Here is a 12,384-nt window from a genome sequence, read left to right as displayed (position 1 = left end):
TGCACCCTACAGCCGGTCTATCAAGCCCGTAGATTCATGGTCATGACGACGAACACGAACACCACGGCCGCCGCGAACACCACGACGAACCCGAGCACCGCCACGGACGCGCACATCACCACGGACGGGAGCTCCAGGACCGCCCGGCTCGACTTCGCGAAGTCCGCGCCGAAGGTCTTCCGCTCCCTGATCGGCTTCGACGCGGCGGCCCGGGAGGGACTGGACCCGGCCCTCGTCGAACTGATCCAGATCCGCGCCTCGCACCTCAACCACTGCGCGTACTGCCTCCACATGCACACCAACGACGCCCGCAAGGCCGGCGAGAGCGAGGACCGGCTGCACATGGTCGCTCTCTGGCGCGAGGCCCGTCACTTCTTCACGCCGAAGGAGCGGGCCGCCCTCGCCCTGACCGAGGCGGTGACCCTCGTCGCCGACGCGGGCGTGCCCGACGACGTCTACGCCGAGGCGGCCGCCCAGTTCGACGACCAGGAGCTCGGCCACGTCCTCGCCCTGATCTTCGCGATCAACACCTGGAACCGGATCGCCCTGTCGACGGCGAAGGTGGCCGGCACGGACGAACGCCGCTGACGAGCCGACCGGCCGGCCCGTGGAGGCGATCCGCGGTGTCCGGCGGTCCTCCCGGCCCTGCCGCGCTGCGTGGCGCTACGCCGTCATGGGGCGGTCGTACGGTCCGATCGGGGCCGGCAGGCGCAGGCGTGCCGCTCCGCTCAGAGCCCGGTCCACGGACGCGGCGGCCGCCCGGCCCTCGGCGATCGCCCACACGATGAGCGACTGGCCGCGTGCCGCGTCCCCGGCGGCGTACACCCCGGAAACGTTCGTCGCGAAGTCCGCGTCCCGGGCGATCGTGCCGCGCGGCTCAAGTGCCAGCCCCAGCTGGTCGATCAGGCCGTCGTGCGGGTCCGGACCGGAGAAGCCCAGGGCGAGCAGCACGAGGTCGGCGGGCAGGGTCCGTCCAGAACCCAGGACCGGGCGGCGCCGTTCGTCGACCTCGACGAGATGCAGCGAGCGCACCCGCCCGTCCGCGCCTCCGTCGAAGTGGAGCGTGGACGCGGCGAAGAGTCGCGCGTCCGCGTCCGCGGCGGGTGCCGTTCCCAGCACGCCGGCCTCCTCGTGCGCGGCGGAGAGACGGTAGATCTTCGGATAGACGGGCCACGGCTCGACGTCCTCGTCGCGCTCGGCCTCCGGCTGCGGATAGATGTCGAGCTGGGTCACGGACGCGGCGCCCTCGCGTACGGCCGTCCCCAGACAGTCGGCTCCGGTGTCACCGCCGCCGACGATGACCACGTGCTTGCCCGCCGCGGACAGCGGGGAGACCTCCAGATCTCCCTCGCACACCCGGTCGGCCAGCGGAAGGTACTCCATCGCCTGATGGATGCCGGACAACTGCCGCCCAGGTACGTCCAGTTCGCGCCAGGCCGTGGCCCCCAACGCGAGAATCACGGCGTCGTAGCGGGCCTTGAGGTCGGTCGCCGTGATGTCGCCGCCGATCACCGTCGACGTACGGAACTTGGTTCCCTCCGCGCGCATCTGGGCGAGCCGCCGGTCCAGCTGCCGCTTCTCCATCTTGAACGCCGGGATGCCGTACCGCAGCAGGCCGCCGACGCGGTCGGCCCGTTCGTACACGGCCACCGTGTGCCCGGCCCGCGTCAACTGCTGTGCCGCGGCGAGCCCGGCGGGCCCCGATCCGACGATGGCGACCGTCCGCCCGGAGAGCCGGTCCGGCGGACGCGGCGGCGTGAACCCGTCCTCCCAGGCACGGTCGGCGATGGCGACCTCGACGTTCTTGATGGTCACCGCAGGCTGATTGATCGCCAGTACGCAGCCCGCCTCGCACGGCGCCGGGCACAACCGCCCGGTGAACTCAGGGAAGTTGTTCGTGGCGTGCAGCCGGTCGCTCGCCGCCCGCCAGTCGTCGCGTGAGACGAGGTCGTTCCAGTCGGGGATCAGATTGCCCAGGGGGCAGGCGTCATGACAGAAGGGGATGCCGCAGTCCATGCAGCGGTCGGCCTGTTTGTTGATGATCGGCAGCAGGGCTCCGGGAACGTACACCTCATTCCAGTCCCGCACCCGCTCCTGGACGGGCCGACGCGGATACTCCTGGCGCGGGGTGGTCATGAAACCCTTGGGATCGGCCATGGCCGTCTCCCTCATGTACGCGTACCGGTGCGGGTCCGCACGGCCGCAGGCCGTCCTCGGCCACGGAATCCGGGCGCACTCCTTTCCCGCCACGATACGTCGCCCGCGCATATGCCGCCGCCCCGGGATGACGGCCGACCTACGGCGTGGAGAGGGCTGGGCCAGGCCCTGGGCGAAGGTCTGGACGAGGGCCTGGGCGAGGCCGGACGGGCCGCTCAGGTGAGGGCGAGTGTGTACGACACCGCCGCGGCGGCCGAGGCGATCGTGCGGACGTGATTCCACATCGTCCACTCGCGCACATACGTGGGCCAGTAGCCGGCGGCCTCCGCGGTTCCGGGGTCCAGCTTCATCAGCGCGTCATTGCGAGGGACGTTCGCGGCGATCGTCACTCCGAACGCCCCGAACAGATACAGCCCGCTGCCGAGCAGCAACTCCACCGTCCCCTCGTCCGGCAACAGCACGAACGTCACCACCGCCAGCACCGCGCACAGCACCGCCGACCCGAGGAACACCAGCATGAACGGAGGGCGGACCGCGGCGACGTTGATCGCGTTCATCGCGGCGACCCCCTGCGCGGGCGGCAGCTTGGCGAGCGCCCTCATCACGAAGGTCGAGAACCCGAAGAACACCCCCGCCACCAGCCCGCAGCCGAGCACCCCCAGCAGTGTCAGCACGAAATACGGTCCATCGATCATGTCCACTCCCGCGTCGAACCGGCCAAGCCCAAGATCCTGCACAGCACCAACCGTCACCACAAGTGAAATCCGCTGCGACGACAGCGGCCATGGCCGAGCACCGCGGTCCCATGCGCGAACGTCCACCACCCACCGCGCTGACACCTCCCCGTCCCCGCGGCCGAGGACCCAGCCCGGTCCCTCGGCCCCCGCCGCCCCAGCGGATACCCGGCCTCGTCGTCCGCTCACGCCCGCGCGGACACGTCGTCGCGCCATTCCCAGAGCCTCGTGTCCACCGCGGCCGCGATCCGGCGGCGGGCCTCGTACCGCGGAACGCCGCTCATCAGCAACTGGTCGTACGGGGTCTCCGTGTGCCGCACGGACGCGCGGACCGCCGCGGTCACCGCCGCCTCGGACAGCGCGCGGCCCGCCGAGCTGCGCCCGACCCGTCCGCTGCCGCGCACCGAGGCGTGCGCGGCGATCGCTCGCGCCCGGTCGGCCGGACAGTGCGGAAACAGCCGGCGTATCTCCCGGGCGAACGCGTCCGTGAAGCGGACATCCTCCGCCTCCCGGCGCCGCGCGTCCCGCGTCCGGCGCCGCCGCCGTGCCTCCGCGTCCGCCAGACACCGCTCCTCGGCCCGGGCGAGCGCCCCCTCCTCGACCAGGACGCCCTGCCGCTCGTAACGGCCCCGCCGCCGGTTGAACCGCACCACCACGGCCGACAGCGCGCTGCCCTCCCGCGATCGGCGCGTCAGCGCGGTGTCGCCGCGCGGCAGGAACACCAGGTGCCCGAGATCCGCGCAGTCCAGACACCGAGGTGCCCCCTCCTCCAGCACCAGCAGCGTGAGCGGACCGGTCCGGCACTCGGCGCAGTGCCGCTTCTTGAGCGGCTGGACGACGAGAAGTCCGTTCCGGTGCGGGGGAGTGGTGATGGGTGCCATACGCGGTTCCTTCCCCGGACCGGCCCGACATCTACGTGGTCGGACATCGCCCCTCGCGGCCCGCGCCCCGGCCTCGTGGTGTCTCACGTCCGCTCGCGGCCGGCCACGCCCACCGGGCCCCTTCGCGATCGCGGCATCATGGGCCCTGTGCGACTCGAAGCGATCACCTGGGAACGGCTCGGCGACCTCCTCGCCGATCGTCTGCTCGACCTGAAACCGGACGACGGCAGCCCCTGGCCACGCATCGCCTTCGACGGAGCCCCGGCCGCCCGCCCCGGCGAACTCGCGCACCGCGTCTGCGAGGCGCTGCGCATACGCGGCCGTGCCTCGCTGGTCGTCGGCGCGGAGGGCTTCCTGCGTCCCGCCTCGCTTCGGCTCGAATACGGCCACCAGGACGTCGAGGCCTACTACGACGGCTGGTTCGACACCGGCGCCCTGTGGCGTGAGGTCTTCGGTCCGCTCGAACCCGACGGCGACGGCAGGGTCCTGCCCGACCTCTGGGACCCTGCCACCGACCGGGCCACCCGCAGTCCCTACGTCCGACTCCCGCCCGGCGGAATCCTGTTGCTCCACGGCCCCCTCCTCCTGCGCCACTGGTTCCCGTTCGACCTCAGCGTCCATGTGCTCCTCTCCCCGGGCGCCCTCCGCCGCCGCACCCCCGAGGCGGAGCACTGGACCCTCCCAGCGTTCGCCCGCTACGAGAGCGAAGCGGACCCGGCCACCTCGGCCGACGTCCTGGTGCGTGCCGACGACCCCCGCCACCCGGCGTGGAACGGCTGATCACGAAGGCCGCCACCGGCCCCTCCGCCACCGCCCCGCGGCCTTCGCCCCGGTCCCGCGGTGTTCGCCCCATCCCCGCGGGACACGTACTTCCAGGTGCGCAGCCTCCGGGGCGCGGCGAGAATGTAGGGCGCCGGGACTAGCGGTGTGCTCCGCGCCGCGCCGGCCGTCCGGCACCGGGAGGTACTACATGACCACCGCCGGAGACATCATGCATCGTGGTGCCCAGTGGATCCCCGCCCACGAGACCCTGGACCGCGCCGCCCAGCTGATGCGCGAACTCAACGTGGGCGCCCTGCCCATCAGCGACGAGAACGAACGCCTCTGCGGCATCCTCACGGACCGCGACATCGTCGTGGGCTGTGTGGCCATGGGCCACGACCCCTCACGGATCACCGCGGGCGAGATGGCCCAAGGCACACCGCGTTGGATCGATGCCGGCGCCGATGTCGGCGAAGTGCTCCAGGAGATGAAGGGGCACCAGATCCGCCGGCTTCCGGTGATCGAGAACAAGCGACTGGTCGGCATGATCAGCGAGGCCGACCTCGCCCAGCACGTCACCGACGAACAACTCGCCGCCTGGGTCGAGAGCGTCTACGCGAGGGGCGCGCAGAGCATGACGGGCTGAACCCCCTGGATCCTCCCCATCTGCGGTCCATGCCGAGTACACATGGCGCGCTCTCGTCCGGCCGGCCGTGCCGGGCGAGAGACGTGTCAGAGCCAGCCGTTGCGCCTGAACCCTCGGTAGAGGACGAGGCAGCCGATGGATATGAAGCCGATGACGATGGGGTAGCCGAACCGCCAGTGCAGTTCGGGCATGTTGTCGAAGTTCATGCCGTACACGCCGCAGATCATGGTCGGTACGGCGATGACCGCCGCCCACGCCGTGATCTTCCGCATGTCCTCGTTCTGCGCCACCGTCACCTGCGCGAGATGCGCCTGCAGGATCGAGTTGAGCAGTTCGTCGAAAGCGGCTATCTGCTCCGTGACCCTCAGCAGATGGTCGGAGACGTCCCGGAAGTACGCCTGTATCTCCGGGTCGACCACGCGGATCGGCCGGGCCGCCAGCTCCTGCACCGGCCGGGCGAGCGGGACCACGGCCCGCTTCAGTTCGAGAAGTTCCCGCTTGAGCTGGTAGATGCGGCCGGCGTCCGTACGTGCGCCGTTGTCGGCGAACACATCGGCCTCGACCTGATCGATGTCCGCCTGGACCGAGTCCGTGACGTTCACATAGTCGTCGACCACGTGGTCCGCGATCGCGTGCAGGACCGCGGCCGGTCCCTTCGACAGCTGCTGCGGATCGGACTCCAGCTCTTCGCGCAGCGGGCCCAGCGAACCGTGCCGCCCGTGCCGCACGGTGATGACGAAGTCCGGCCCGACGAACACCATGATCTCTCCGGTGTTCACCACTTCACTGGTCGAGGTCAACTCCGTGTGATCCACGTAGCAGACCGTTTTGAAAACCGCGAACAGCGTGTCGCCGTACCGCTCCAGCTTCGGACGCTGATGCGCCTCCACGGCGTCCTCGACGGCCAGGGGATGCAGGTCGAAGAGCTCGGCGATGCCCGCGAACTCCACGTCGGTCGGTTCGTGCAGTCCGAGCCAGACGAATCCCTCGTCGCGCTTGCGGATCCGCTCCACGGTGTCCACCAGATCGCGGCCCTCGGGGATGCGGGCGCCGTCCTGGTACGCCACACAGTTCACCACCGAGGAGCCCAACGGCGACCGGGCGGGGTGACTCAGGTCGACACGGGGGCGTCGCCGCGTCAGCCGTGCCACCTTGCGGAGGCCGTCGACCGCACCGAGAGCCGTCACCCTCCGCAAATTCCCTGCCATGGACATCTGGATCTCCTCGCGTGGATCTCCTCGGGCCGCACTCTGCGCCTGGCACGCCAGTCTGCCAGGCCTGATCGGACACCGGAAAAGCCTGGGGGAACGGAACGTTCCGTTCCGTGATGTGGACTGTCCGGACGGCTCGCCGGTACGGGCCGGCGTCGGGCACGGCCCGGGCGCTGCGCGCCAGGTGAGGAGGGTGCCGACAACGGGAGCGTCGACGATTCCAGACAAGCGGGTCAACTGGGATGATCTCCGTATGACGCGAGCCGACGGGTATCTCCTCGACAACCAGCAGACCGAGGCGGGACAGCGTTTCGACGCCTTCGCCACTCTCTTCGACCCCACGACGTTCCGGCACATGGAGCGCTTCGGTATCGGGTCCGGCTGGCGCTGCTGGGAGGTCGGGGCGGGCGGCACGTCCGTCGTGTCCTGGCTCGCCAAGAAGGTCGGTCCGACGGGGAAGGTGGTCGCGACGGACATCGACACCTCGTTGGCGGCCTCCGTCGCCCGCCCGCCGATCGAGGTCCGTGTGCACGACGTGGGCGCCGAGGAACCGCCGGGGGAGGGCTTCGACCTCGTGCACGCCCGGCTCGTACTGGTCCATGTGCCGGACCGGGAGAGGGCGTTGCGGTCGATGGTCAAGGCCCTGCGGCCCGGCGGCCGGCTCCTTGTCGAGGACGCCGACCCCGCCCTGCAGCCTCTTCTCTGCCCCGACGAGCACGGTCCCGAGCAGCAGCTCGCGAACCGGCTGCGCCAGGGCTTCCGCACCCTGCTCGCCGAGCGCGGTGCCGACCTCGCCTACGGCCGCAAACTCCCGCGGCTGCTTCGGGAGGCGGGGCTGCGGGGCGTGGAGGCCGACGCGTACTTCCCCGTCACCTCACCGGCCTGCGCCACTCTGGAGTCCGCGACGATCCGTCAGATCCGCGACCAGCTCGTCACCGCGGGCCTGGCCACCCAGGAGGAGATCGACCGGCACCTGGCGAACGTCGCCGCCGGGTCCATGGACCTGGCGACAGCGCCGATGATCTCGGCCTGGGGGCGCAAGAACTGAGCGGGGCGGGGGAGCCGGGAAAGGGCGCCACGGGGACGCCCTCGTGCGGTGCAGGCGTTCAGCGGGCCCGCGTCTCTCCTGCGCGTCGCCGTCGGCCTCCCGAAGGCGGTCTTCCGCCGACCCGCTCCACCGCCCGCGCTCCCGCCGCGCACCCCGCCGTCGCCGCCTCCTCGGGCCCGGCGCCCGCCAGCAGTGCGGCGAGGAACGCGCCGGTGAACGCGTCACCGGCGCCCGTCGTGTCACGCGGCGTTGCGGGCAGCGCCGGAACATGGGCCCGGACAGCTCCGGAACGGGCCACCAGGGCCCCGTCGCAGCCCTGCTTGGCGACGACCAAGGGGTAGTGGCGGCTCAGCTTGGCCACCGCGTCGGCCTGATCGGGCAGCCCGGTCAGCAGGCACGCCTCGTCACGGCTGGGCAGCAGGACGTCCACACCCTCGGAGAGTTCGAGGAAGCGGTCCACGCCCAGCTCGGTGAGGAACCCGGTCGACGCGGGATCGAGGCTCACGGGCACGCCACGCGCGCGTGCCGACTCCAGTGCCACCGACACCAGCGCCCGGCTCGGCTCGGAGAAGAACAGATAGCCCGACAGATGCAGCCGCGCGACCCCGTCGAGCAGCGCCGCCGACCAGTCGTCCGGTGCGAGCCGCAGGGACGCCCCGCTGTCCGTGAGGAACGTACGCTCCGCCGACGCGCCGGTGTCCACCAGGCAGATCACCGTCCCGGTCGGCGCCTCCGGATCGGTCACCAGGAGGGGCCGTACGCCGCTCGCCGCGAGTTCGCGCTCGTGCCACGCCGCGGCGTCGCCGCCCACCCGGCCGAGCAGCCGCACGTCGGCACAGCCCTCGTACGCGGCCCAGCACGCGACATTGGCGCCCGCGCCACCCGGTACGGTCCGGATGGCGGCGACCGTGTCGGTGCCTGCCGCCAGCGGCCCGCGATGCCGGGCGACGACGTCGGTGACCACGTCCCCGACGACGAGCAGGGCGCCTTCGGCGTCCCGCGCGTCCCGCCCGGCCCGCTGGCGATCCGCCCCACGCTCGCCGCGCCCCGGGTCGCCTCGACCGGTGTCACCGGCGGCCTCGCCCGGGGCACCTCGATCGGCCTCGCGCGCGCCTCTGCCCAGGGTGCCGCCGGCAGCAGTTCCCCCGCCGCCCAGGTCGTCCCGATCCGTGTCGCTCACGCCCCCGCCCAGGCCGACGCGATCCGTCCCGCGAGGCGTACGTTGCCGCGTACCGCCGCCAGGTTGGCGCCGAGTGAGGCACCGTCCGTGTGCCGGACCAGATAGCCGAGCAGGAACGGCGTCACCGCCTGTCCGGTCACGCCCTCCGCCTCGCACGCGTGCAGCGCGTCGGCGAGCACGCGCGCGTGGAGCTCGGGATCGAGCTGCTCCTCCTCGGGGACGGGGTTCGCGACGATGAGCGAGGACTCGGGGGCGTGCAGCGCGTCCTGGGCGCGCATCACCTCCGCCACCTGCTCCGGGGACTCCAGGGTCCAGTCCACGGGATGTCCCGAGTCGGACAGATAGAAGCCGGGGAACCGGTCCGTGCCGTACCCGGCCACCGCCACGCCCAGCGTCTCCAGGCGCTGCAGAGTCGCCGGCACGTCCAGGATCGACTTGACGCCCGCGCACACCACCGTGATCCGGGTGCGCGCCAACAGACCCAGATCGGCGGACTCGTCCTGCGTCACCGTCCATTCGCGGTGCACACCGCCGAGCCCTCCCGTAGCGAACACCCGTACCCCCGCGCGGGCCGCGAGCAGTGCTGTCGCGGACACGGTCGTCGCCCCGCTCGCCCCCGCGGCCACCGCGAGCGGCAGGTCGCGGTGGCCCAGTTTGCGGATCCCGTCCTCGTTCGCGACCCGCTCCAGCTGTTCCTTGTCGAGACCGACATGAGGGCGGCCGTCGAGCACGGCGATCGTCGCGGGTACGGCGCCCTCCTCCCGGACGACATCCTCCAGTTCGAGCGCGACCTGCAGATTGCGCGGGCGGGGCAGCCCGTGCGCGATGATCGTCGATTCCAGGGCCACCACCGGCCGGCGCGCGTCGAGCGCCTCCCGCACCTCTTCGGACACCACGATCACGCGCCTGCCTCCTGTCGTCGGTCGACGTTCCCCGTCCCTGGATCTCTGGCGAGCGGCGCGCCCGGCCAAACCCTTGCGACCTGCGGCGTGCGACACCAGCCTGGGGGCATGACGGACAACTCGCCACGTCTCGACCATGTCGTTCTCTGGGTGCGCGATCCGGCCGCCTCGGCCGACTTCTACGAGAAGGCGGTCGGCCTGGAGCCCCTGAGAGTCGCCGAATTCGCCGCCGGAGCGGTCTCCTTCCCCTCCGTACGTCTCAATGAGGAGACCGTCCTCGACCTCGCTCCCCTTTCCCTGGCGCCGGGCATGAACATGCTTCCCGGGGCCGTCGAGAGTGCCGGCCACCCGGTCAATCACGTGTGCGTGGCCCTCCCGGAAGAAGCGTTCGACGCGCTACGGGCCCGCCTGGAGCAACGCTCGGTCCCCGTCTCGGACTTCTCGTACGACTCCTTCGGAGCCCGTGGAATGGCCAGGCGCGTCTTCTACTTCCGCGACCCGGACGGCAATGTCCTCGAGGCCCGGCACTACGCGTAGCCCGCGGCGCGGCGCCCCGTCCGGCAGGGACACCCTCGTCGCCCCCGTCGGAGGGCGAGCCCTTAGGGTGTCCGCTCATGACCATGAACTCCCAGGCCACGCCGTCCTTCGCCGTGCACATCCCCGACGCCGAACTCGAACCCGAGCCGTTGGATCCGGCGCAGATCGTCTCCGGCGACCCCGTTGTGACGGGCAAGGTGCTGTGGGAGTCCGCCGACGGCAAGCAGCTGCGCGGCATCTGGCAGATCACACCCGGCGTGGTGACCGACACCGAGGCCGACGAGCTCTTCGTCGTCGTCAGCGGCCGCGCCACCATCGAGGTGGAGGGCGGCGACGTCATCGAGGTGGGCCCCGGCGACGCGGCGTTCCTGCGCGAGGGCGACCGTACGACGTGGACCGTCCACGAGACGCTTCGCAAGGCGTACCACATCAGCCTCTGACGGGCGGACGCTCCGCCGCGCGCACGGCGCACCTCTCCGCTCGCTCCGGAGAGGACGCCGTGACAACCCGTTGTCGCGTACCCGCGTGATTCGCTTTTCCACGTGGGTACGCGTCCAGGAGCGTGCGATGCGCGTGACGCCCCAGCAGCCTTCGCCGCGAGCTCAGAACAGCGGCTCCGGGAGCACTCCTTCGAGTGCCAGCAGCTTCCGTTTGGTCTCCAGACCGCCCCCGAAACCGCCGATGCCGCCGTCCCTCTCGACCACCCGGTGGCAGGGCACCACGACCGGCAGTGGATTCGAGCCCATGGCCACCCCCACGGCCTGCGCCGCCCCGGGCTGGCCGACCCGCCCGGCGAGGTCGCCGTAGCCCACGACGGAACCGAACGGAACGCCCGAGTTCAGTTCGCGCAGCACCTGGCGGTTGAACCCCGAGATCAGCGACCAGTCGAGCGGCAGGTCGAAGTCGCGCCGCTCGCCCGCGAAGTACGCCTCGACCTGGCGTATCGCCTCGGCCAGCAGGGGGGACTCGGGTGCCTCGACGGGCTCGCCGCCCAGACGGGACGCGAGCCGGTCCAGTGCCTTGTCGCGCACAGGGTCCGACGCGTGGAAGACGACATTGACCAGACCGTGGGGTGTGGCAGCGAGCAGCAGCGGACCGATGTCCGTGCCGACGACGGTCCACACGACCTGCTGCTCGTCCTGCCCGTGGCTGTTCATGCGATCCACCGTACGGCCCCGCACCGACAACGCCCGTGGCGCGGACACCGGCACCGGTCCGCGCCACCGGCGAGAGCGTCAGCGCAGGGCCCCGCGGACCACGTCGGGCGTGTTCGTGATGACGCCGTCCGCACCGAAGCCCGCCATGCGCCGTGCTGTGGCCACGTCGTCCACGGTCCAGGCGAAGACCTTCATCGGGCCGTGCGGACCATGCAGGGCGTGGACGGCCGAGATGTAGCCGGACGACAGCGACGTGTGATCCGGATTGATCTGGTCGGCGAACTTCGCGTACCGGGGCAGCCGCGCGACCGGAGGTGTCCCGAGGACGGCCGTCGTGATGCCGGGCCGCAGATTGTGCACCGTCCGGACGCTGTCCGCGCTGAAGCTCTGGATGATCAGCCGGTCCCTGAGGTGCACCGGGTCGAGCCAGCCCTCGTTGCTCAGGAGCTTGACGGTCTGTCGCTCGATGCCCGGATAGAGCTCGGGGTTCTTGATCTCCAGAACGAGCTTCTGGTGGTTGTGCGAGACGCGTTCCATGTACTCCCGCAGCGTCGGCACCCCCGCGCCCGCGAACCGCGGGTCGAACCAGCTCCCGGCATCCAGGCGGGCGATCTCGGCCGCGGTGAAGTCCTTGACCTTCCAGGGACTTCGGTCGGGGTAGACCTCCTCGACATCGGTCGTGCGCGCCAGCGAGGCGTCGTGGAGGACGACGAGCCGACCGTCGCGGGTGCGCTGGACGTCGTTCTCGACCCAGTCGAACCCCAGCTCGGCCGCGTGGTCGATGGCGGCCAGGGTGTTCTCGGGCGCGTAGGCCGAGGCACCGCGGTGGGAGACGATCAGCGGAGCCGTGCTCCGGTCGACGGCCTTGGCGTGCGGGCCGGGCAGTATCGAAACAGCTCCCCCAAGAAGCGCGGCGGTCGTGGCGGCGGCAACGCGCGCGTGCATGCGGTCTCCTCGCGTCGAGCAATCACGGACGGTACAAGAGTGACAGCAGAGAGTCAGCGAACAGGGGCAGGGACGGCCATGGATTGAAAGGAGTTGTCCAAGTCCGCTCGCCGGCACCGCACAGGTGGGGAGAGGTCGTGTTTCTTTGCCGGAAAATCGTTCGACCATTCCGGTGCGGGTCATACTCTCTGCCTCGACCCGGTCCGCTCCGGCGGTCCCGAGGG

Annotated in this window: 14 protein-coding genes; 6 read left to right on the top strand and 8 right to left on the bottom strand. The window is 71.3% G+C overall.

The features are described 5' to 3' along the window. Positions 1-36 precede the first annotated feature (36 nt). Positions 37-588, top strand: a complete 552-nt coding sequence (locus tag ABZX90_RS08605) for a carboxymuconolactone decarboxylase family protein (RefSeq protein WP_351131832.1) — start codon at positions 37-39, stop codon at positions 586-588. A 75-nt stretch (positions 589-663) separates the two neighbouring features. Here ABZX90_RS08605 and ABZX90_RS08600 read toward each other — a convergent pair whose 3' ends face one another. The 3 genes from ABZX90_RS08600 to ABZX90_RS08590 form a co-directional block, all read right to left on the bottom strand. Then, positions 664-2,157 carry a glutamate synthase subunit beta gene (locus tag ABZX90_RS08600; protein WP_355202675.1) on the bottom strand — a complete coding sequence of 498 codons (1,494 nt, stop codon included), beginning with the start codon at positions 2,155-2,157 and terminating at the stop codon, positions 664-666. A 215-nt stretch (positions 2,158-2,372) separates the two neighbouring features. Further along, positions 2,373-2,852, bottom strand: a complete 480-nt coding sequence (locus ABZX90_RS08595) for an anthrone oxygenase family protein (protein WP_351131830.1) — start codon at positions 2,850-2,852, stop codon at positions 2,373-2,375. A gap of 224 nt (positions 2,853-3,076) precedes the next feature. Continuing rightward, entirely contained in the window at positions 3,077-3,772 is a 696-nt protein-coding gene (locus ABZX90_RS08590; RefSeq protein WP_355202672.1) for a DUF2293 domain-containing protein, read from the bottom strand. A 138-nt stretch (positions 3,773-3,910) separates the two neighbouring features. On the opposite strand from ABZX90_RS08590, the gene ABZX90_RS08585 reads away from it, so the two are divergent. Continuing rightward, positions 3,911-4,552 carry a uridine kinase gene (locus ABZX90_RS08585; RefSeq protein ID WP_355202669.1) on the top strand — a complete coding sequence of 214 codons (642 nt, stop codon included), beginning with the start codon at positions 3,911-3,913 and terminating at the stop codon, positions 4,550-4,552. A gap of 190 nt (positions 4,553-4,742) precedes the next feature. Beyond that, entirely contained in the window at positions 4,743-5,180 is a 438-nt protein-coding gene (locus ABZX90_RS08580; protein WP_351131826.1) for a CBS domain-containing protein, read from the top strand. Between the two features lie 86 nt (positions 5,181-5,266). On the opposite strand, the gene corA is transcribed toward ABZX90_RS08580, so the two are convergent. After that, positions 5,267-6,394 (bottom strand): magnesium/cobalt transporter CorA, encoded by a 1,128-nt coding sequence (gene corA / locus ABZX90_RS08575; protein WP_351131824.1) that lies wholly within the window; start codon positions 6,392-6,394, stop codon positions 5,267-5,269. Positions 6,395-6,644: 250 nt separating this feature from the next. Between corA and ABZX90_RS08570 the strand changes: the two genes are divergently transcribed. Next, complete coding sequence (locus ABZX90_RS08570) at positions 6,645-7,439, top strand: methyltransferase domain-containing protein (RefSeq protein WP_351131822.1); 795 nt, start codon at positions 6,645-6,647, stop codon at positions 7,437-7,439. Between the two features lie 58 nt (positions 7,440-7,497). On the opposite strand, the gene ABZX90_RS08565 is transcribed toward ABZX90_RS08570, so the two are convergent. After that, a complete protein-coding gene (locus tag ABZX90_RS08565) occupies positions 7,498-8,421 on the bottom strand; it encodes a PfkB family carbohydrate kinase (RefSeq protein ID WP_351131863.1) in 924 nt (307 codons plus the stop codon). Positions 8,422-8,615: 194 nt separating this feature from the next. After that, the gene (locus ABZX90_RS08560) at positions 8,616-9,521 is read right to left on the bottom strand and encodes a pseudouridine-5'-phosphate glycosidase (RefSeq protein ID WP_351131820.1); all 906 of its coding nucleotides are present in this window, start codon (positions 9,519-9,521) and stop codon (positions 8,616-8,618) included. 108 nt (positions 9,522-9,629) lie between these two features. Here ABZX90_RS08560 and ABZX90_RS08555 point away from each other — a divergent pair, with 108 nt between their 5' ends. Next, positions 9,630-10,058 (top strand): VOC family protein, encoded by a 429-nt coding sequence (locus ABZX90_RS08555; protein ID WP_355202664.1) that lies wholly within the window; start codon positions 9,630-9,632, stop codon positions 10,056-10,058. Positions 10,059-10,135: 77 nt separating this feature from the next. After that, the gene (locus tag ABZX90_RS08550; protein WP_355202661.1) at positions 10,136-10,498 is read left to right on the top strand and encodes a cupin domain-containing protein; all 363 of its coding nucleotides are present in this window, start codon (positions 10,136-10,138) and stop codon (positions 10,496-10,498) included. Between the two features lie 162 nt (positions 10,499-10,660). Here the strand turns inward: ABZX90_RS08550 and ABZX90_RS08545 are convergent, their stop codons facing one another. Together ABZX90_RS08545 and ABZX90_RS08540 are read right to left on the bottom strand one after the other, a co-directional pair. Next, positions 10,661-11,215 carry a methylated-DNA--[protein]-cysteine S-methyltransferase gene (locus tag ABZX90_RS08545; protein WP_351131814.1) on the bottom strand — a complete coding sequence of 185 codons (555 nt, stop codon included), beginning with the start codon at positions 11,213-11,215 and terminating at the stop codon, positions 10,661-10,663. A 78-nt stretch (positions 11,216-11,293) separates the two neighbouring features. Next, positions 11,294-12,160: a glycerophosphodiester phosphodiesterase family protein gene (locus tag ABZX90_RS08540; protein ID WP_351131813.1), complete on the bottom strand. Its 867-nt coding sequence runs from the start codon at positions 12,158-12,160 to the stop codon at positions 11,294-11,296. Positions 12,161-12,384: the final 224 nt, after the last annotated feature.

This window comes from Streptomyces sp. NPDC002935, assembly GCF_040611295.1.
Lineage (GTDB): Bacteria > Actinomycetota > Actinomycetes > Streptomycetales > Streptomycetaceae > Streptomyces.
Note: the sequence above shows the minus strand (reverse complement) of the source record. Positions and strands in the feature narration are given on the sequence as shown.